Raw genomic sequence first — 21,003 nt, 5'->3', positions numbered from 1 at the left:
TATGAAATTGAAAATAAAGCTTCCTTTACTGTTCCTAGTTATGTTTATAGTTTTTATGGCTTCAATTGGAATCTATTTAAAGTTTATCTTTGCAGAATATTCACCTATATCTAGTTCGTTACTAGATCCCTCATATATAGTATTACTCCTTCCTATATTTGCTATTGCCTGTTTCATCTTTATTATTTTAATTATGTATATCCATTTTTGTATAGAGGAACCAATAGGACTGCTTAATGCCAGATTAGAAAGAATAAATATTGTGCATCCATTGCCGCCACTTGCTCTAAGAAGTAATGATGAAATTGGAGACCTTTATAATCACTTTAATAATATGGAAAAGAGGCTCCAACTAGCACACAAAGAGCAAATGGATATGATTGCTGCCATTGCTCATGATCTAAAAGCACCATTAACATCTATTAATGGTTTTGCTGAACTGTTAGCTATGCAAAAGGGTATCTCAGAAAATGAAAAGCAGGAATATTATGAGTTGATTCAAAAAAAGTCAAAATATATGGCTGAACTCATCAATGACTTTGTAAGCTTCACCAAAGAGAAACTTAATTTAGAATCCATGACCGTGAAACCCATTAATGCATCAAAATTATTTGAAAACATTGCCCTAGAATATGAACATGAGCTATCAGGACTTGACTATGAGCTTATTTACAAACATTTATTCACGGAAAATATGATGCTTATGGTTAATGAGATTATGATAGGTCGGGTCTTTGGTAATTTATTCAGTAATGTTGTAAGATATGGAGGGAAAAATGAGCTGAAAGTGTATATGACTGGATACTCACAAGGGTCTTATGCTTATTTTGAAATTGAGGATAATGGGATTGGAGTACCGGATAAGGATATATCTTCACTATTCCTTAAATTTTTCACTGTGGATAAATCCAGGCAAATTGAAAATGGTGGGATAGGACTTGGGCTCGCAAGCTGTAAATCAATTATTGAATATCATGGTGGAGAAATTTATGCATATTCTTCTGATTATGGCGGTTTGGGTATAAAGTTTAGCCTTCCACTTGCACAACACTAATTTTATTTTTCTAAAATGAATTAAAGGACACTGTTGGCTGAAAGTATAGAACACCGGCAGTGGCTTTTTTGCTTCTTAGCGCTTTATAATTTTTTACATTCTCTTTATAAAAATTTATTTTCCTTTTAGGACAGCTTTATTTTTATATCGTAAAATTTACTTGTAGCTTAAAAACCACAAGTAAATTGATAGGAGGAAATGATATGGTAGAGAATCAAGTTTGTGGCCCTGAAATAGATCGATGCTACTATTTCGAAACATACACTCTTATGCTTAATAAGAGAATGAATGAAGTAATAAATATAACTAGAGAAGGAGGATACTGCAATGTCAATTGAATTCAGCCGTTGGCCAAATAACTATATGATGTCATATCAAGTAACTAAAGCTCTAGGCTTGGCAAGTCTTGGTGCTGCTGACGTCACCGAGATTTATGAAGCATGCAAAAAAATAGATCCAAATGATAAGGAAACATGGCATAGGGAATGGCTCATAACAGCAGATGCTTTGGAAAGGCATGGTAAGGAGGCAGAAGCGGTTGGAAACTGGTATACAGCACGTAACTGTTACATTCGTGCTTGCAATTACCACCGAATCGCTGAATATGCTGTGATGGATAATGATGCCGAGAAACTTCGTATATTTAGGAAAGTAAATGAACTCTTTGAAGCTGCTGGAAAGTACTTTGATGTAAAACCAGAGAAAATCCAAGTAGATTATGAGGATGTCAAGTTGGATGGGTACTTTTTCTCACCTCCTTGGATAAAAGGTCCGAAGCCCACAATTTTGGCCCTCAATGGTGGTGATGAGTGGTCAATTGAGAACTATTTCTGGTTAGGACCTGCCTTTATTTCGTGTGGATATAACTTTATGGTCTATGATCAGCCTGGAACTGGTCTTTCAATGTACGAAAAGGGAAAGGGCAGAAGAGCTGACAGCGAGGCTTTTCATTCAAGAGCAATCGACTTTCTTCTAACTAGACCGGAAGTGGATCCTAACAAGATTATTGTTCATGGTGAGAGCTTTGCTGCATACGACTCCCTTAGATTTGCTTCCTTCGATCACAGGATTGCTGCAGTCATCTCTGATGGAGGTACCCACGCATTCGACTGGGAAGCAATGCTAAAATGGATGCCACCAAGTTTAGCTGCTCACGGCATGAGAATCTTGGGTGCAAAAAGCTTGGATGACTTTGCTGAAAATCCTCGTTTTGCCTACAATCTTGAGGGTGTGCTTCACCAGATAGAATGCCCACTTCTTGTGATGCACGGTGCGGAAGAGATATTGGTTCAGCCCAATCCGCTAACACAAGCTCTTAAAAATTACGAGCAGGCTGGTTCGAAAAACAAGACGTTCTTCGCCATAGAGGATAGAAGACTTGGCGGATTAGAACACTGCCAGGTAGACAACATAAATGTGCTGCATGAGGTAGTACTGAATTGGCTTTGTTCTATTGGTCTTGGACCTTCTGCACCTAGACCAAGTGATTTCTAGGAAATTTTTAAGTCAATTAGAAGGTGGAGCTTATGAAACTTACATTTATACAGGTTGAACCGTGCTTGTTAGAAAGCATATAGGGAGACATTTTAATTTAAGGATACGGAAGCTATTAATGATAGAATTGGGAAATTTGCAATAAAAAAGGAAGAAGTTGTATTAAGGCTTTCGACAGAAGCTAAGTTTTCTGGAGTGTAAGTTGGGATATATTAGCAAATTAAAAAATATAATCAAATATATATAATTTGGTATAAAAGGAATACTTAAGGTAATATGAGCTTTGAGTATTCCTTTTCCTATTTGACAAGAATTCCAAGTAATATACAATTGAGATATAAATAAAATATGAGGAATAGGTAATTTAAAATGAAAAAGAAGCTGTATTATGAAATATTTATAACTATTTTATCACTATTAGCCTCTGTGGTGATTTTAGTCGAATTAACATTAGAGCTGCCTGATAATATTGCTTATATATTAGACACTTTAGATAATATTGTTTTGGTTGTTTTTATATTTGATTACGTAGTAAGGTTGATTTTAAGTGAAAATAAACTTAGTTTTATAAAAAATAATAAAATTGATCTTATATCAATAATACCATTTAATGGTATATTTCAATCTTTAAGAATATTTAGAGTTGCAAGAGTATTAAAATTAGCAAAGTTAACTAGATTGGGTAAACTAGTAAACTTTGTAGTATTAATATACAAATTTAAGAGTAGAGCAGATAGATTTTTAAAAACCAATAATTTTGAATACATATTAATAATAACTATTGTAACTATTTTTTTGGGTGCATATGGATTATCAGTTACAGAAGATAAAACATTTCTGGATTCTCTCTGGTGGAGCTTCGTAACAGCGACAACTGTAGGATATGGAGATATAAGTCCAAGAACCACAGCAGGCAGAATTATAGCTTCGATATTAATGCTAGTAGGAATAGGCTTTGTAGGTATGCTAACAGGAACTATATCAACTTATTTTTTGACAGGTAATAAAAATAATAAATCATATAGAGGAGAAATTATTGAAACAATTCAAGAAAAATTAAATGACTTTGAGTCACTAAGTAAAGAAGATTTAGAAGATATGCATAAAGTATTACTAAGCTTGAAAGAGCAAGAATAAAAACGGCATGTAGTTTAACAAAATAGAATGTTTTAAGCATCTAAAGTTATTTGAATATTTCTATGAAAATAAAGGGATTATTGCCAATGTGTAGAAGTTTAAATATAACAATATTAAAGTTCTATGAGAGGTGGTAGTTGTAATATATGAATATGGAAGCAGGCAGTTTACTTTTAGCTTGGATTATGCCTTTAGCTATATTTGCATTTTGGGGTCTAGGTTTTTATGCACTTATTTTAGTAATTAAAGCATTAAAAATATATATTGATAAAAATTCTTAGGAGAGAATTATATAAAAATTGTACTAATTAATACTTTTATGTGGGGATGAGATGTGTAATGTTATTCAAATTAATTAGTAACGTAAGAATAATTTCAAAAACTACACAAAAAGAAGAATGTATTGTAAAGAGTTGCGAGATATCTTTTCATCCGTATAAAGATTTTAGTTGTGTAAAGGAAGGCATGAGTAAAATTGAATTTAAGCTAGATAATTATACTTTTATTAATTTATCTAACTTAGAAATAGAAAAAATAGATTTTAATTATTGTAATATCGACCATTTAAATCCATACACAGTTGAATTTGATGCACTAATAGAAATAAATAATACATTACATTTATATAAAGGTTTCTTTGAAAGAGTTTTATTAAACCATAAATATGATACATTAAATGAAAATAATACATTAATTAAATTAAAAAATTCTGGTAAATCAAGATTATTCTTAAATGAACTAGTACAAAAAGAAAACTAATAAGTAAAATTTACATTTGATGCTATAAAATAAACATGCTTATATATTATCAATGAATTTAAAATATAGTATATACTTATACCGAAAATTAGACAATCATGGTATAATATAGTTGATATAAAATCAAAAGGAAGTGCATGGTAATGAAATTAAAAACAATAGCATTAACAATAGCTTGTACTAGTATGCTCATAGCGTTGCCAGTTAGTACAAGTGCTGAGTGTAGACAAGATAATGATGTATGGCAACAAGTTGGACAAGAATTACATAATCCTAATACAAATCTTAATGATTATAAATTCAACTCCAATGATGGAAATGTATATGGCAACTTGACTATAATTAATATAAATGATACTACTGGTTCAGCAGTAAGCATATCTTTTAACAATACAACGGCATCGGCAGTAACCATTCCTATCGATGTAACTACAGATTCAGCAATTAGTATGCCGCTTGATACTACTACAGCTCCAGAAGTAGATTTCACACTTGATAATATTCCTAATTTTGATTATATTGCAAATCAATATAATGAAGAAGAAAATAAAATTGATGATATGATGCAAGATATTAATAACAAAGTTAATAAACAATTTGATGAGATGCAAAAACAAGAAGAGAGAATTTTAAAGTTTATGTATAGATAAAGACATTTAAGGCTTAGAAAAATATTTCTAGGTCTTTTTTTTTGTGTGTCAATTATGGGAACTTACTAATGGGTGAAAGCCCGTAATGGGGACTGATAGTGCAAACCATTATCTTAAGACAAGGTGTTCAGCGTTATGTGGAATCTGAAGGAAGAAGCCTTGGTGTGAGGTATACGAATTGCATTTGGTACTAGTAGATTACTTGAAGAAGTTCTAAAAAATAAATATAACCTGTCGAATTTATTAATATCGAAAGTGTTTTTTCTTTCAAAATTATTGCTTTTTTTACCTTTTAATGATAATATGGACATATAAATACATAAATTTACATAATCATACACGGATTGGGAACTGTGAGGGATTCTCTCTATTTGGGCATCTGGAGGATTCTTAGTTAATGATGCAACCCGCCAATCAAAACTAATTACAAACAAAAATTAATTAGTTTTGATTGTTTTTTTTTCTTATAACGTGACAATTAGCAAGGATTAACAAGATAATATCAGTTATTGTTCATGGATATTCCTTTTATACAGAGACTTTTATAAATTAATTATATGAAATGATAAAAAATAAATAAATAGAATGTAGAATTTGCAAAATTATTATGTGAGGGAGAGAATATGGTATGAATACAAACAATGAAATTATAAAGGCGATAAATAATAGTTTATTAAAAAACTTAGAGTTTGAATTTATTGCTAAGTTAGAAGATTTAACATTATCTGATATTGATGATATCGAAAAGATGTCTAATGTAAATAATAAATATAATTTGACATATCAAATAATAGATAATATCTATATAAAGATTTATTACTCTCTTCAATCGGTATGTTAAAATGAGGTGCAAATATGGAGTACACAATTAAAATTACACTAAGAAAGATAGAGAAAAATGGAGAGGATAATAGCAAGGATAGTAAGGATACTAATAAAAAATAGAATAAATTTGTAGTAAGCATATCTTTTGACAATACAACGGCATCGGTTGTAACCATTCTTATAGATGTAACTACAGATTCAATAATTAGTCTGCCACTTGATGCTACTACATAAAAAAGAAATGACTTAAATTTAGGGAAATAAGTCATTTCTATTCCATATTATTTATCATAAAATAAAAAATATGTTAAAAGAATTACAATGTTATTATATAAAGAAATTGTTACAGTATTGTGTCAACATAATTAATTTACAGACATTTTATTGAATATTTCAAGGAAAATAATTAAAACAAGCCTTTCAGCATATCTATAAACTGGATTAGATGATGTGCTAGGGTCAATGGAAAAATTAAGATGAGATAAAGCTTCATAAGGTAAAGGAGACGTGAATTAAAAATGTGTTTCATTGATATTTTGATATCAATACTTCAAAGTATGTTATTTGTTTTTGTAATAAGTTATTGTTTAGATATAAATAAATTATTAGATATAAAAAAGGTTATGTGTATAATCATGCTTACAGTTAATGGATTTGCTATTCCATATGTATTTGGAAATACTTCTATTTGCATATTTGCTACACATATAGTATCTATAGCTATAATATCATTATTATTTAGAAATGAGTACAATAAAGCTATTATTGGATACAGCTTAATATATTCAATACTGGCTGTATGGTTATTTGTATTTGGTAATTTAGTATATGGAATATTTAATACAAATGATTTGTTTACTGAATATATTAATATAATAAATATAATTCTTCTTTATATATCACAATTAGTTCTAATGATTTTGTGTTTGAAATTTATAAATAATATTAAGCAGATATATGAGATTTTATCCCATGAAAATATATCAATTAGTTATGGAATTATATTAGGCTTTCTTCCAGATTTTCTAATTTCTTTACATTTGATTTCTTACGATAAAGATAATGCAATATTGAGCGATGGTGTATTTGCAGCTTTATTTATTTTTTTGGGATTTATTATCGTAATCTTTGGCAAAACATCATTAAAAGCTAAAGAGATATCTGGACTAAATAGAATTTTATCAAGCAAAAATAAAGAATTAAAGAGTATTAAAAACAACTATGGCTTACAAATGGTCTCGTTATATGAGTTAGTAGATATGGAGAAATATAACGGGGCAGCCTGGCTTTTGAAAAGTATTATAAATCAGAATAATCCAAATGGAACTGATGACAGTTTAGAGCAAGCTTCTTTGCTTTCACTTGCAACTAAACATGCTGTTGGAGAAGGCATGAATGTTATAGTTGAAGACAGTGCAAATTTCAAATTGGTTACAATAGATGAAATGGAATTGTATAGAATAATAATTAACATTACTAATAATGCAATAAGAGCAATGAACAAGGGTGGTACTTTAGTAGCAAAATCATTTCAAGATTTAAGTAATATAGTAATAACAATAGAAAACGATGGTGAAAAGATTCCGGAAGAAATTATTTATGAAATTTTTAATTCTGGTTTTACTACTAAGAGTAATAATGGCGAAAATCACGGGTATGGGTTATGTATAACAAAAGAATTAATTGAAAAGCACGGTGGTAAGATATCAGTTGAGAGTGATGATAATATAACTAAATTTACAATTAAGTTACCATTTAAGGAAGAGGTATAATTTTAATGTTTTCTTATTGAGGCAAGAGCATAGAGATAGATTATTTTCTGATTACCTTGCAAAAGAGTATAGAATTAAAGCAAAAATTTAATCTATGATTATGAAATAAAAGCAAAATAGATATTAAACAATAATATTTATTAATAAGTATTGATTGTGTATTAATGGTATGTTAAAATTATAGTAATCTAATATTAATATATATTCCTAAGTAAAGTTAGTAAACAAACTTTATTCAAACATTCCAAGAATAAGAGTAATAGGCAGTAGAAATATTGTTTATTACTCTTATTTTTGCATCTATAGATTTAATTGTGGAATTTAGCTTGAAATTTTATTTGGTGATAATTCATAGCGTTACGTAAAATAAAGGATAACTTGATAAGGGGGAACAAGTTATCCTGAAAACTGATTTATATATTATATTTCATATAAAAACAATTCATATAAATTGTTTATGATATTATTATAAACGGTATTTGTTACAACATTATGTCTAAAATATTAATTTAATATAAAAACTATTTCAAGAAAAGAAATAGTTAAATTTAATGTATTATATAAATTAACTTAAAACTTTATATATGCTATTTATATATAATTATGAGACCATGAATACTATATTAATACGACTGCGCGCTTCATCGTTAGGTTGTTGAATTCTTGACTGATTTGAAACCTGGCCAGTTTGAGTTCCAAGATCCAAGAGAATAACTCAATTGAGTAAAATAATGGATATTGACAATTTTAGTGAAAATATTATATGTTGTATATAGTAAAATATACAAAAATTGTTTTATGTAACATTAGGGAGGAATAATATGTCAAGGATAGACACGCTAATTAATGATATGGATATAAGTAATGTATCAGATATACATATTACATCAGGATTACGACCGATGGTAAGGATAGATGGAAATTTAGTGAATGTTTTTGAAAGAAGTATTCCCCATGAGGCTGTGGAGGAATGCATTAAAGAGTTAATACCAGAAAGTTATAATTATTTCTTAGAAAATGGTGAAATAGACTTTAAGTATAATAGAAAAGGTATTGGTAATTTCAGAGTAAATGCTTATAAGTGCAGGGAAGGATATTCTATATGTCTTAGAGTAATTAAAGAGACTATACCTAAACTAAAAGATTTAACAATGGCTCCTGCTCTTAAAAAATTCACGGAATTAAGTGATGGACTAGTGTTAGTTACTGGACCAACAGGATCAGGGAAAAGTACTACTCTTGCAGCAATGGTTAATGAAATAAATATGAGTAAAGAAAAACATATAATAACTTTAGAAGAACCAATTGAATATATATATGAGAACAATAGATCTATGGTAAACCAAAGAGAAATTGGGCAGGACACTAAGAGTTATGCAGATGGATTAAGAGCAGCACTTAGACAAGACCCAGATGTTATATTAGTTGGAGAAATGAGAGATCCAGAAACAATAGAAATAGCTTTAAGGGCAGCCCAAACTGGACATTTAGTTTTTTCGACTTTACATAACATGGGGGCAGCTAACAGTATATATAGAATTATAAACTCTTTTGAAGCTGGACATCAAAATGAAGTGAAGATTCAGTTATCGTCGCTATTAAAGGGAGTTGTTTCTCAAATTTTATTACCTAATGCATCGGGAGTAGGTAGAGTTGCAGCAATGGAAATAATGGTGTGTACTCCTAGCATAAGAAATTTAATTAGAGAAGGAAACTATGAACAAATAAATAGCTTCATTCAAATGGGTTCTAAGTTTGGAATGCAGACAATAGAGATGGATTTAAGAAGGCTTGTAAATGACAATTTTATATCCAGACAAGAGTATGAAAAGTGGGTACAAAATGATAGGTAGATATAATATATAAGTTTGAGTTAAATTTTAGTAAAAATCTATAGAAATTATGGAATGATTAGATATAATATGGTAATATGTAAATAAATTATATTTTATATATAATTATAAAATATAATTTATAAGAAATTGCTATAATATTGGTAAATATATATAAAATTAAATAATTATTGAAATTTGTAAATATTATTATTTATAAGAAATCAATATGGAAACAATGATTCATATATTTATTTTGGGCACTTTATATATGAGGAGTTAGTAGTGCAACCGGCCTTTGTTTTTTATTAAGGTCGGTATTTTTTTGCGCAAAAGTGGAAGTAAGCATTTAAAGAGATATTATTTATTGATAAATAATATTTAAATTCAAAACAATATCAAAAATATTGAAAAAATGTAATTTAAAGTATAAAATATAAATATGAAAATATTACATAATATTTTAAAAAATGGTAAAAAGGAGAGGTGATAGATTGGAAGTTGTCTTCATAGCTGTTTTAGGATTGGTTATAGGAAGTTTTTTGAATGTATGTATTTATAGAATCCCGATGGAACAATCAATTGCGTTTCCACCGTCACATTGTACAAACTGTAATCACAAATTAATGTCTTTAGATTTGATTCCGGTAATCAGCTATCTTTTTCTTGGAGGAAAGTGTAGATATTGCAAGGAGAAAATATCAGTAAGATATCCTCTTATAGAAATTCTTAATGCAGTATTATATTTACTAATATATTTTAAATTTGGATTAACCTTAATTACATTAAAGTATTGCATATTAGCATCAATTTTAATTGTAATTGGAATGATAGATTATGATACTCAATTTGTTTATACAAGTACAACACTTTTTGGTGGCATTATGGCATGTGTATTTATAATAATTCAAGCTGTTGTTTATAAAAATGGAATTCTTGACTTGATTTTAGGTGGAGCAATAGGATTCGTCATCATAGGTTTAATAGTATTTTTAACTAAAGGAATGGGTGAAGGTGATATTGAAATAGCAGCTATTTGTGGATTATTCCTAGGAGTTAAAGGGATTTTAATTGGATTATTTTTAGCAATAATAATAGGTGGGGGCATAGGAATAGTTATATTATTACTAAAATTAAAAAAAGCAAAGGAAAAGATAGCGTTTGGGCCATTTATAGCAGTTGGAAGTTTGATTTCTATGCTGTGGGGCGTTGAAATATTAAAAAGTTATTGGAGTTTTTTTGAGTAAAATGTAACATAATATTCACTTTCTTAACACTTACATGATTGAAAAATATTAGAAAAAATTTCAACTTATAAACATTAGGAAAAAAATTTTGTAAATAGAAAAGAAAGGTACGACCCAAAATGGCAACTGAAAAAAGAAGATTGGGAAATATTCTGGTAAATGCAGGCAAAATTACAGGATATCAACTACAAGAAGCGTTAAAATCTCAGAAAGCCTTAGGTAAGAAGCTTGGAGAAATATTAGTAGAAAGTAAGATAATCACAGAAGAAGACATAATAGAGGCAATAGAGCAGCAAACAGGAATTAAAAAAGTAGATTTAAATTTGATAAATTTTGATAGAAAAGCAATAACGTTAATACCACAAAATTTATGCGACAAATATATCTTAATTCCTTTTGGTTTTGATAATAATAGAATTAAAATTGCTCTCGCAGATCCATTAAACATTTTCGCAATTGATGATGTTGCAATATCTACAGGGTTTGAAATAGAATCCTTTATCTCTAAAAAAGACGATATTAAAAAATTTATAGGTATATACTATAGCAGTCAACAAGTTAATAATGCAGCCATGCAACTTTCTAAAGAAAGCACTAAAACAAGCAAAAGCATTAAAGCAGTAGATGAAATGAATGAAGTTAATAGTGCACCAGTTGTAAAGATGGTTGATTACCTTTTTAAGAATTCAATAGAGATGAAAACATCTGATATTCATATAGAACCATTTGAGCATGAAATAAGAATAAGATATAGAATAGACGGAAAGCTCCAAACGGTAAATACTCTAGGAATAGAAAGTTTGGGACCGCTAGTTACAAGAATAAAGATACTTGCAGGACTTAATATAGCAGAAAAAAGAATACCACAAGACGGAAGAATAATGGTTAATGTTGATGGTATGGAAATAGACCTTAGAGTTTCTATACTTCCAGTAGTTAATGGTGAAAAGATTGTTATAAGAATTCTAAATACAGGAGGATCTGTATTAGATAAAAAACAACTGGGAATGAGTGATGATAATATAAATAAATTGAATAGAATAGTATCAAATCCTCATGGAATAATTTTGGTTACAGGACCAACAGGAAGTGGAAAATCTACAACTCTATATTCTATATTAAATGAATTGAACTCTAGCAGTGTAAATATAATCACAGTAGAAGATCCGGTTGAATATACAATGAATGGAATAAATCAAGTAAGTGTTAATGAAAAAGCAGGATTAACATTTGCAAGTGGACTTAGAAGTATACTAAGACAAGACCCAGATATAATCATGATAGGAGAAATTAGAGATGAAGAAACCGCAGAAATAGCAACCAGAGCAGCAATTACAGGTCATTTAGTTTTAAGCACTCTTCATACTAATGATGCACCGTCATCCATAGCAAGACTTGTAGATATGGGAGTTAAACCATATTTAGTTTCTACTTCTGTTGTTGGGGTAATGGCTCAAAGATTAGTTAGAAAAATATGCAATAACTGCAAAAAAGAATACGAAGCTAGTGAATATGAAAAAGAAATTTTAGGACAAGATGTAAATGAGCCGTTAATTTTGTATAAGGGCAAAGGCTGTGGCTATTGCAATCAAACTGGATATTTAGGGAGAATTGGAATTTATGAAATTATGGAAATGACAAGAAAACATAGAGAAGCCATAAATTCGGGTGCAAATTCAGATATCATAAGAGATATTTCAATAGAAAATGGAATGAAAACTTTGGAAAGCGAATGTAAAGATCTGGTATTGCAAGGAATGACAACTATTGAAGAACTTTCAACAATAGCAACTTTATCAATTGACATTTGAAAAGAGGTGAGGGACATTGGGAAAATTTAAATATAGAGTTATGAACTCAGATGGGGAAAAAGTAGAAGGAACTTATGAGGCAAATTCTAAAAATGAGGTTATAGACTTTATTTCAGGTAATGGATATTATCCTTTAATGGTTGAGGAAATAACAGAAAGTGCTAGTATAAAAATAAAGTTTAATAAGAAAGTGAAAATTAAAGATATATCAATATTTTGTAGGCAATTTTACACTATGCTAAATGCAGGAGTACCAATTTTGGCATGTTTAGAGATATTATCGGATCAAGTAGAAAATCAAAAATTAAAGGAAACAATAAAAGCGGTAAATGAAGACGTTGAAAAAGGTGAAGTATTATCAGATTCCATGAGAAAACATCTAGATGTATTTCCAGAATTATTAATTTCTTTAGTAGCATCAGGAGAAGCAAGTGGTAACTTAGATGCAATAATGTTTAGAATGTCAACTCATTATGAAAAAGAAAATAAAATTAATAATAAAGTAAAAAGTGCAATGATTTATCCAATAATATTAAGTTTCGTAGCAGTTATAGCAGTTATATTTATATTAACTTATGTAATGCCAACATTTACTCAAATATTTGAAGATACTGGTACAAGCTTGCCTTGGAGTACTAAACTTTTACTTGGAGCAAGTAGTGGCATAAAAAACAACCTTATCTTTATCATAATATTTGTAATATTACTTACATTCGGACTTAATATATTTTTGAAGAGTGATAATGGAATATTGTTTACAAGCAATTTAAAATTAAAATTGCCTTTGTTAAAAAAGCTTAATCAAATGATTATAGTATCAAGATTTACTAGAACATTGTCTACGTTGATAGCAAGTGGATTACCACTTATAGATTCAATAGAAATTGTTTCAAATGTCGTAGGAAATAAAGTTGCTGAAGCTGCACTACTTAAGATAAAAGATAATGTAATGAGAGGGGAAAGCTTATATTCATCAATGAAAGAAAGTGAAGTTTTTCCGTCAATGTTATATTCAATGGTAAAAATAGGAGAAGAGACAGGTTCACTAGATGATATATTAAATAAAACAGCAGATTTTTATGATGAAGAATTAGAATCAATTATTCAATCTTCAGTAGCAATGATTGAACCAATTTTAATAATTGTCATGGGGATTGTACTTGGATTTATGATTATATCAATAATGTTACCAATGTTTGATAGTTACACTAAAATTCAATAAAATTGTTGATAATGCATAATGTGAGATCCAGAGTGCATTAAAATATATGAAATTTAGGAGGGTTAAAAATGAATTCATTACTAAACAAAAGGAAAAATGAATTACAAACAAATAAAAAGAAAGGATTTACGTTAGTAGAACTTATTATAGTTATTGCGATTATTGCAATATTAGTAGCATTAGCTATTCCTAAGTTTGGAGCTGTTATAGAAAATTCTAATGAAAAAGCAGATCAAGCAACAGCTAAGAATATTGCTACAATAGTAGCACAAGAAATAGCTAATGGAACAGCGCTTACTCCAGGACCAGTTACAACTGATGATGATGATGTGATAGGATCTAAACTAGATGGAACTAAAACACCAAAAGCTAAAAAGGCTGGAGAGGCAACAACTTTTACTTATGCAGTTGATGCTACTACAGGTAATATTACTGTAAGTTATACAAATGGGAAGGAAGTATATCCAGACTACGCAGCTGGCTCTAAGTAATTCATAATAAGGAATCAATCAAAACCATCTAAAATTCACGTGTAAGATTTAGTCTTACACGTGAAACTTAATCAATTAAAATGTATTTGGAGGGCTATATGAATATTAAAAATAAGAAAGATGATACAAAAGGAAATAAAAAAAAATTAGATATCAGAAATTTGTTAAACATGGATATAAGAGATTTGAAAATAAAGTTTTCAAAAAAAATAACTGTGCAAAACAACTTTGGTAGATACGAGAAAAAAAGAAAAATTATAGCCTTCGATATAGGAAGTTTTAATATAAAAATAGTAGTTGGGATGTACTATAAAAATGATTTAACTATAGATAAATATATTGTAATACCAACTCCAAAAGATGCAATCGTAGATGGAGAAATTAAAAAAGAAGAAGAACTAGTAATTAGATTAAGGAAAGCCTTAAATGAAAATGTAATAAAAGCAAAAGATGCAATTTGTACTACTAATTCTACTTTAATTATAAATAGGGAAATTATAATTCCCAAAGTAGAAGAGGAAGAAATGAATACAGTTGTAAGATATGAAATTCAACAATATCTACCTATAAATTTAGATGATTATGTATTACAAGTTACTATATTAAATGAAGAAGAAATAGGTGGAGTAGAAAAGCTTAATGTACGTGTTATAGCATACCCAGAAAAAATAGCTAGGGAATATTATAACTTTTTGACAAAGTTAGATTTAAAACCTTATGTTTTAGATGTTAATTATAATGCAGTAAATAAATTTATTAATATGACAGAAATGAATAATAAATACGAATATAATTCAAGAGATTCAGTTGCTTTTATTGATATGGGAGCGAGCTTTATCGATGTTAATATATATAGAAATGGACAATTAGATTTTACCAGAATAATAAAAGCTGGTGGAAATGATATTAATAATTTTTTTTATGAAATCAATGGATCAAAATTTGAAGAAATAGAAGAACTAAAATTAGAAAGAGTAGATTTATTAGATGAAGAAGATTCCATAAATATAGAAGTTAAACATATTGTAGATGAATGGATAGACAAGATAGAAAAGATAATTCAATTTTATAAAAATAAGAGTGTAGATAATAATATTGAGAGAATTCTTATTTTTGGTGGTTGTTCAAAACTAAGGGGTTTTGAGACATATATGACAAATAAAATAGGAATAAATACAAAGAGAATAAAAGGAATTTCTAGAATGACCTTTAAGTTTGATGATGATAATAAACCTGTTGATGATTTTATCAATGTCATTGGATCAGTCATAAGACTTTAATAGGGGGAAGTAGTTATGAAAGATTTAAATTTTTTTGAACCTTACCAAGGAAAGAAGAAAGAAAAAACTAATGCGAAAATTTATATTTATGGAGCTATGGGAATAGTAGGAGTATTAATAGTTATAACATTAACTATTAATACTGTTAGTATAATAATGTTAAATAGGAGTATAGAAGATTATAATAAAAAATTATCGAATTCACAAACACAACAGGAACTAAAAGAAGCCGAAGATATAAATAAGCAAATAACTACATTAAAACAATATGATAGCGCTTTGACTGATGTTGCAGTATCTGTTAAGGAAAGAGATAATGTCTCTGATACATTATTAAATGATATAAGCTCAACAGTACCAAGCGAAGTTTCATTTAAGAATTTAGATATAGAAAATAATACAGTATCTATAAAAGGCGTATCAACGAATAGAACCGCAGTTGCAGAATTAAAACATAATTTAAGTGAGTTATCAAATATGCAAGATGTTTATGTAAACTCAATAGATAATTCAAGTGCAGTAGAAGGAGAATACTCCTTTGATATAAAATGCGTGTTAAAGGATGTTGAGTAATATGAAGATAAGTAATAAAGAAAAAATAATGTTATATATTTTAGGAATTATACTAATAGGTTTTGGATATTACAACTTTGTGTACTCTGTTCAAATAAATAAAATTCAAGAAAAAACTAAACAAAAAAATGAACTTGAGCAAAAGTATACTACTACAATGAATACAATAAATTCGATTGAAGATAGAAGAAGTGATGTGAAAATATTAAAAGCAAAAATAAGTGATGAATCATTGCCTTTTTATCCGACAATAAGCGAGGAACATATAATATTAGAATTAGATACATTGTTAAAAGATAGCGGATTAGATGGAGGAATTAAGTTTAATCCTATAGTGTCTGACAGTGTAGAAAGTGTAGATAAAAAAAATCAAACATTAGCTGAAAGTTCATTACAAGGAATAGTCGATCAATATAATAGTGCAGCTGGAGGCATAGATGAAGGCAACAATACAAATGAAAAATCAAATCAGAATAATAATGTAAGTTCAGGAAATTCTAACAAAAGCGAAGCTAGCAGTAATACTAAGGATTCCAATAATGATGATAAAACAAGTACTACCAGTAATAATTCTAATCCCAATAACTCAAATACAAGTAATACAAACAACTCGAATGCAAATACTTCAAAGAATTCAAAAGACCAAAAGAAAAATACAGTACAATATGTTAAATTTGAAGTGAATTTTGAAGGAAGCTTCGATGGCTTAAATAAATTATTAAATACGATTGGAAAAAATGAAAAGAAAATAGTAGTAAATTCAATAAAAATAAATGAAGATACTTTGGATACAGTAAAAGGAACAATTAACCTTGAAATTTATGCTATTCCTAAAATTAATGATGAACTAGAAAGTTATTTAAAATGGGATTTAGCTAATACTTATGGAAAGAGTGTACCATTTAGTACAGGCGCAGCAAGTGGAATTGTAGAAGAAAAAAAAGATACTAGTGATTTTGCAGTTTCAGTAAAATCTATAAATTCTGATTTACCAACAATAATGATGGGTAAGACAAATGATGATTTAAGAACAACTTATGTTTATGCAGATAGTAATTCAGAGGAACAAGCAGAAATAGTATTTACTCAAAATGGAGATAAATACTATTATAAATATAAAACCTCAAAAGGAACATACCCAGCTAACTATGAAGGCCTTGGAGCGGAGTTTACGACAACGTCAAAAAATATAGTTTTGAATATTTCAAGTGAAAACAGAATAACTTCAAATGATAAGTCTGAACTTAAGTTAAAGATAATAAATAAGACGGATAAGCTGGTAAATGTAGATATAAGCGGAGATGATTCAGCAGATCCGCGGGTAACAGTTGAAGGTGATGGAAGTAATATAAGCGTTAATCAAAAGTAGGTGAGGACTTATAAAAAGAAATTCCAAAAAACATGAAGGGTTTACTTTGCTAGAGGTAATAATAAGTATGACCATTATAGCAATAATTTCAATTGGTATATATAATGGGTACGTATTACTTATAAGACAGACCAAAGTTGGACAAGAGAAACAAATGGCGGCTATAACAGGGAAAAGAATTATTGAAGAATTTAAGAATGTTAATAGTATTAATGATGAAAATGGAGAAGTAACATTACAACAAGATGATAAAGAGATAGTATTGAATAAAGCAACAGATGATTCTCACTATGAAAAAACTCTGCATTTAGATAATGATTTTAATATTTGCGCTGATCAGAATAGCAATAATTATTCATATATTCAGGAAATCACACTAACATCAACTAAGAATTCAGATAATGAGGGTATAAATATAGATAAGAATAATAATTCTAGTGGTTTAAGTAATGCAAATACATTAGAAGATCATTTATATTTGAGTAAAAGCGGAATGACAATATATATAAATGATGATATTAGTAATAAGGCAATTGAAAGCCAAGGTAATAATATAAGATTATATATATATTTAAAAACTAATGATGATAATAAAAAGGTTATGACTATTAAGGGTTATCAAGGAAATACTCTCTTAGAAAAAGAATTAGGAACTGTTTTAGATGAATCAACTAATAAAGAAAATGTAATAAATTTGTATATTAATTTTAACAATTATAGTACTAATAGTACTAGCTCTGATCTGAAAAACTTTGAAATATATATAAGTAATAAAAATGAAGAAGAAAATTCTGAAACCAATATGTATCTACAAAAGTCCAATAATTTAAATGTAAATTTAAGTTTTGATGAGGGTCATGCATATATATATAATAATCAAGCAGAAGACGGTAATAAAATTGGGGGATTATATGATATAGAAGTTAAAATAAAGAAAAAGGATAGCGAAGATTATATATTCACAGGATATTCAAATCAAAATATAAATATAAATTACATAAACAAGGGGTGAGAATGGTGAGAAGAAAAAAAGAGGGATCTAGTTTAATATATGTAATTATCATATTTATGTTTGTAACTACTGTATCAACAGCCATGTTATCGATGATATCTGCCAATTATAAATCTAGAGTAATTGAAAATAAAAGAATAGAAAACTTATATGGTTCAGATTCTGGAATAGATGTTGCCTATAATATAATTGGGAAAACATTTGATGCAGCAACCAAGTATGGATATTATAGGGTAAAAACTCTTACAGATGCAACAATAACAGATAAATCAAAGTGTACCTATGCAGAAGAATATGCAAAATTTAATACTGATATTAATGATCTAAATGCAAGAATTAATGAGTTGAAAGAAGAAAATAATGCAGATAATACCACTAAAGCAACAATACAAGATAACAATACAAAAATAGACCAATTTAATGAATTAATAGAAGATGATAAAAACTTCATGAAAGTTTTATTAAATGAAGAATTTAAAAGTGGATTTAAGGCATTCTTTGATGATAATGATAGTAAGCTGAATGATGATTTCAAGCTTAAAAATTCCGTTCAAAATAAACAATATGTTTATCAAGTTAGTAGCTTGAATAGTATGCAGACAACAATGGTTAAATATGAGGCAAATAATGATGTTGATAAACAAGCAGCCTTAGTTGCAGATATTTCAACACCATATAATACAAACGGAAATGATACTCTTAATTATGGAATAGAATCGTCTACAGATGGGCATACACAAACTATACAATTCACTAAAACTGCTGATAAAGCTTATACTGTAAAAATAACATCTGACTTTGAATCTAAAAATGCTCCTATTAGTGTTGATAATAATAATAGAACAATACAAGCAAATTATGTAATTAAAATTCCAAATTATGATGATATATTCTTTGGTAATGGTACTTCAAATGATAAATATTTAGCTTTGCAAGATAGAGGACTTACAGTTAAGGGAAATATGAATGTTGATAATGTTAGGAAACTTACTGTTAGTGGAGATGCGTTTGTAGAAGGAGAATACCCGAACGTAAATGAAAGTGACAATGATAGAACTTATGAAAAATATAGCGGTGGGATAAAGATAAATAACAGCAATAACATTGAATTTAAAAAAGATGTTATTACTAGAAATACATTTAATATTCAAGATTACACAACTGCAATTGTTGATGGTAATTTATATGCAAGAAATGCTTACATTGGCAATATTGTGGACGGAGATAATGGATTTGCAGAAGACTCAAAGTTAGATATCAATACTGCTGGAGCGGGAAAAGTTATTTTAGACAATGACTTAACAGTAAAGGCTAAAGATTCAGAAGTAAATATGAATGATTTTTATGGAATTAATGATAAAAATATAAAATATAAAGATTCAAATGGAATAGAACATACTGGAAAAATTGATGACATTACTAAATCTTCTAGCAGTATCATAATTAATGGATACAAGGGAGGGAGTTCTGATTCAAAAGTAAGTATAAGTAATTCAGCTTACATTATGGGGACAGCACATATTGCTACAGACAATAATTATCAAACTGGAGAATCTGGAGCTGTTAAAGGAAATTATATAGCATACTCAGTTCTAGATCCTAATAATACATCTGAGAAATTTAGTTATCATGATCCATTGTATCTCTTAGATGAAGATAATGTCTTTAATAAAGCAAAACATTTTAAAGAGTACTGGGATAAACGAGGAAATGCTGATACTGGAGGTATAATCTGGCCAAGCAATACAGATAATATATATTCTGTAGGAGCTCTAGTATATACAGATGGTGAAAACACTTTTGTAAAAGAACCAAATTATTCTCTATCATTAGAACATGCGGGATTAACCTATAATGATAGTGGAGAAATATGTAAAAAGAGAATTGATTTTGCGAGTAAAGTATATAAATTTGGTCAGCCAGCTGAAATAGGAGAATATAATCAGTCAGTATTAACAGATTTTGATTCATTAGTAAATTTTAATTCAATATCTGAATATCAGGATTTAGGTGATAATGAGAGAACAATATTAAATCCAGATAAAGATATAACAATAGTTTTGAAAAATAAAGATATAGATGACAATAGAGAATATGAAGATTCAGATGGAAAGATAATTGAATCAAGTAAACTTAGAATTGTTAAGGCTAATAGTAATAATGAGATAAATGCAGTGATTGCTACAAAAGGTAATGTAATTATTGATGGTGATGTTATATTAAATGGAACCCTAATCTGCACAGGAAATTTAAACATTAGCGGAAATGATGAAGTGAACATTAATTATGATTCAGATGTAATATCGAGATTGCAATCTCAAAATAAAGGTCTATTTAAAGATGTATTTGGTGGAATGATAGTTAATAATGATGAAACTTCAATTTTAAATAAATCAGAAGATGAAATATTAGATAGTAAGTATGATATAAATAAATTCTTAGAATCAAAATTATGGAAGCTTACGAAATAGTCGA

Annotated in this window: 19 protein-coding genes, 1 pseudogene and 2 riboswitches; of the genes and pseudogenes, 19 read left to right on the top strand and 1 reads right to left on the bottom strand. The window is 28.5% G+C overall.

Annotated elements, in window-relative coordinates:
* Position 1 precedes the first annotated feature (1 nt).
* The 9 genes from CDLVIII_RS24010 to CDLVIII_RS23975 all read left to right on the top strand — a co-directional run bounded on the left by CDLVIII_RS24010 (position 2) and on the right by CDLVIII_RS23975 (position 7,691).
* Positions 2-1,054, top strand: a complete 1,053-nt coding sequence (locus CDLVIII_RS24010; RefSeq protein ID WP_035301910.1) for a HAMP domain-containing sensor histidine kinase — start codon at positions 2-4, stop codon at positions 1,052-1,054.
* Between the two features lie 203 nt (positions 1,055-1,257).
* On the top strand, positions 1,258-1,392 hold the full coding sequence (locus CDLVIII_RS24005) for a hypothetical protein (protein WP_009172078.1): 135 nt from the start codon (positions 1,258-1,260) through the stop codon (positions 1,390-1,392).
* Positions 1,382-2,548 carry an alpha/beta hydrolase gene (locus CDLVIII_RS24000; protein WP_009172077.1) on the top strand — a complete coding sequence of 389 codons (1,167 nt, stop codon included), beginning with the start codon at positions 1,382-1,384 and terminating at the stop codon, positions 2,546-2,548. Before CDLVIII_RS24005 ends, CDLVIII_RS24000 begins: the two co-directional genes overlap by 11 nt.
* Before the next feature lie 369 nt (positions 2,549-2,917).
* Positions 2,918-3,685: an ion transporter gene (locus CDLVIII_RS23995; RefSeq protein WP_009172076.1), complete on the top strand. Its 768-nt coding sequence runs from the start codon at positions 2,918-2,920 to the stop codon at positions 3,683-3,685.
* Between the two features lie 146 nt (positions 3,686-3,831).
* Positions 3,832-3,966: a hypothetical protein gene (locus CDLVIII_RS32680; protein ID WP_009172075.1), complete on the top strand. Its 135-nt coding sequence runs from the start codon at positions 3,832-3,834 to the stop codon at positions 3,964-3,966.
* A gap of 58 nt (positions 3,967-4,024) precedes the next feature.
* Positions 4,025-4,444, top strand: coding sequence for a hypothetical protein (locus tag CDLVIII_RS23990; RefSeq protein ID WP_009172074.1), 420 nt, complete (start codon positions 4,025-4,027; stop codon positions 4,442-4,444).
* A 143-nt stretch (positions 4,445-4,587) separates the two neighbouring features.
* Entirely contained in the window at positions 4,588-5,094 is a 507-nt protein-coding gene (locus CDLVIII_RS23985; RefSeq protein WP_035301909.1) for a hypothetical protein, read from the top strand.
* Positions 5,095-5,431: 337 nt separating this feature from the next.
* Positions 5,432-5,515: riboswitch (cyclic di-GMP riboswitch) on the top strand.
* 207 nt (positions 5,516-5,722) lie between these two features.
* The gene (locus CDLVIII_RS23980; RefSeq protein WP_009172072.1) at positions 5,723-5,935 is read left to right on the top strand and encodes a hypothetical protein; all 213 of its coding nucleotides are present in this window, start codon (positions 5,723-5,725) and stop codon (positions 5,933-5,935) included.
* Between the two features lie 502 nt (positions 5,936-6,437).
* Positions 6,438-7,691 carry an ATP-binding protein gene (locus CDLVIII_RS23975; RefSeq protein ID WP_009172070.1) on the top strand — a complete coding sequence of 418 codons (1,254 nt, stop codon included), beginning with the start codon at positions 6,438-6,440 and terminating at the stop codon, positions 7,689-7,691.
* A gap of 604 nt (positions 7,692-8,295) precedes the next feature.
* Here CDLVIII_RS23975 and CDLVIII_RS32350 read toward each other — a convergent pair.
* Positions 8,296-8,418: pseudogene (locus tag CDLVIII_RS32350) on the bottom strand (MFS transporter); the annotation flags it as partial.
* A gap of 94 nt (positions 8,419-8,512) precedes the next feature.
* Here CDLVIII_RS32350 and CDLVIII_RS23970 point away from each other — a divergent pair.
* The 10 genes from CDLVIII_RS23970 to CDLVIII_RS23925 all read left to right on the top strand — a co-directional run bounded on the left by CDLVIII_RS23970 (position 8,513) and on the right by CDLVIII_RS23925 (position 20,999).
* Positions 8,513-9,544, top strand: a complete 1,032-nt coding sequence (locus CDLVIII_RS23970) for a PilT/PilU family type 4a pilus ATPase (protein ID WP_009172069.1) — start codon at positions 8,513-8,515, stop codon at positions 9,542-9,544.
* Positions 9,545-9,745: 201 nt separating this feature from the next.
* A riboswitch (cyclic di-GMP riboswitch) is annotated at positions 9,746-9,827 on the top strand.
* Between the two features lie 190 nt (positions 9,828-10,017).
* On the top strand, positions 10,018-10,770 hold the full coding sequence (locus tag CDLVIII_RS23965; protein WP_009172068.1) for an A24 family peptidase: 753 nt from the start codon (positions 10,018-10,020) through the stop codon (positions 10,768-10,770).
* Between the two features lie 119 nt (positions 10,771-10,889).
* Entirely contained in the window at positions 10,890-12,581 is a 1,692-nt protein-coding gene (locus tag CDLVIII_RS23960; RefSeq protein WP_009172067.1) for a GspE/PulE family protein, read from the top strand.
* Positions 12,582-12,597: 16 nt separating this feature from the next.
* Positions 12,598-13,803, top strand: a complete 1,206-nt coding sequence (locus CDLVIII_RS23955; RefSeq protein ID WP_009172066.1) for a type II secretion system F family protein — start codon at positions 12,598-12,600, stop codon at positions 13,801-13,803.
* Positions 13,804-13,871: 68 nt separating this feature from the next.
* Entirely contained in the window at positions 13,872-14,294 is a 423-nt protein-coding gene (locus tag CDLVIII_RS30265) for a prepilin-type N-terminal cleavage/methylation domain-containing protein (protein WP_009172065.1), read from the top strand.
* 98 nt (positions 14,295-14,392) lie between these two features.
* On the top strand, positions 14,393-15,574 hold the full coding sequence (gene pilM / locus CDLVIII_RS23945; RefSeq protein WP_009172064.1) for a type IV pilus assembly protein PilM: 1,182 nt from the start codon (positions 14,393-14,395) through the stop codon (positions 15,572-15,574).
* Positions 15,575-15,589: 15 nt separating this feature from the next.
* On the top strand, positions 15,590-16,147 hold the full coding sequence (locus tag CDLVIII_RS23940; RefSeq protein ID WP_009172063.1) for a PilN domain-containing protein: 558 nt from the start codon (positions 15,590-15,592) through the stop codon (positions 16,145-16,147).
* 1 nt (position 16,148) lies between these two features.
* Positions 16,149-17,516, top strand: coding sequence for a hypothetical protein (locus CDLVIII_RS23935; protein ID WP_009172062.1), 1,368 nt, complete (start codon positions 16,149-16,151; stop codon positions 17,514-17,516).
* 46 nt (positions 17,517-17,562) lie between these two features.
* A complete protein-coding gene (locus tag CDLVIII_RS23930; protein ID WP_186005524.1) occupies positions 17,563-18,528 on the top strand; it encodes a hypothetical protein in 966 nt (321 codons plus the stop codon).
* Positions 18,529-18,530: 2 nt separating this feature from the next.
* Entirely contained in the window at positions 18,531-20,999 is a 2,469-nt protein-coding gene (locus CDLVIII_RS23925) for a hypothetical protein (protein ID WP_009172060.1), read from the top strand.
* The last annotated feature ends 4 nt before the right edge of the window (positions 21,000-21,003 follow it).

The organism is Clostridium sp. DL-VIII (assembly GCF_000230835.1).
In the GTDB taxonomy this organism is placed as follows: Bacteria; Bacillota; Clostridia; order Clostridiales; family Clostridiaceae; genus Clostridium.
This window is presented reverse-complemented; position numbering and strand designations above follow the sequence as displayed.

What these genes read in the sequence shown, in the direction of transcription:
- CDLVIII_RS24010 (WP_035301910.1), top strand. Translation starts at nt 2, where the DNA reads ATGAAATTGAAAATAAAGCTTCCTTTACTGTTCCTAGTTATGTTTATA.
- CDLVIII_RS24005 (WP_009172078.1), top strand. Translation starts at nt 1,258, where the DNA reads ATGGTAGAGAATCAAGTTTGTGGCCCTGAAATAGATCGATGCTACTAT.
- CDLVIII_RS24000 (WP_009172077.1), top strand. Translation starts at nt 1,382, where the DNA reads ATGTCAATTGAATTCAGCCGTTGGCCAAATAACTATATGATGTCATAT.
- CDLVIII_RS23995 (WP_009172076.1), top strand. Translation starts at nt 2,918, where the DNA reads ATGAAAAAGAAGCTGTATTATGAAATATTTATAACTATTTTATCACTA.
- CDLVIII_RS32680 (WP_009172075.1), top strand. Translation starts at nt 3,832, where the DNA reads ATGAATATGGAAGCAGGCAGTTTACTTTTAGCTTGGATTATGCCTTTA.
- CDLVIII_RS23990 (WP_009172074.1), top strand. Translation starts at nt 4,025, where the DNA reads ATGTTATTCAAATTAATTAGTAACGTAAGAATAATTTCAAAAACTACA.
- CDLVIII_RS23985 (WP_035301909.1), top strand. Translation starts at nt 4,588, where the DNA reads ATGAAATTAAAAACAATAGCATTAACAATAGCTTGTACTAGTATGCTC.
- CDLVIII_RS23980 (WP_009172072.1), top strand. Translation starts at nt 5,723, where the DNA reads ATGAATACAAACAATGAAATTATAAAGGCGATAAATAATAGTTTATTA.
- CDLVIII_RS23975 (WP_009172070.1), top strand. Translation starts at nt 6,438, where the DNA reads ATGTGTTTCATTGATATTTTGATATCAATACTTCAAAGTATGTTATTT.
- CDLVIII_RS23970 (WP_009172069.1), top strand. Translation starts at nt 8,513, where the DNA reads ATGTCAAGGATAGACACGCTAATTAATGATATGGATATAAGTAATGTA.
- CDLVIII_RS23960 (WP_009172067.1), top strand. Translation starts at nt 10,890, where the DNA reads ATGGCAACTGAAAAAAGAAGATTGGGAAATATTCTGGTAAATGCAGGC.
- CDLVIII_RS30265 (WP_009172065.1), top strand. Translation starts at nt 13,872, where the DNA reads ATGAATTCATTACTAAACAAAAGGAAAAATGAATTACAAACAAATAAA.
- pilM (WP_009172064.1), top strand. Translation starts at nt 14,393, where the DNA reads ATGAATATTAAAAATAAGAAAGATGATACAAAAGGAAATAAAAAAAAA.
- CDLVIII_RS23940 (WP_009172063.1), top strand. Translation starts at nt 15,590, where the DNA reads ATGAAAGATTTAAATTTTTTTGAACCTTACCAAGGAAAGAAGAAAGAA.
- CDLVIII_RS23935 (WP_009172062.1), top strand. Translation starts at nt 16,149, where the DNA reads ATGAAGATAAGTAATAAAGAAAAAATAATGTTATATATTTTAGGAATT.
- CDLVIII_RS23925 (WP_009172060.1), top strand. Translation starts at nt 18,531, where the DNA reads ATGGTGAGAAGAAAAAAAGAGGGATCTAGTTTAATATATGTAATTATC.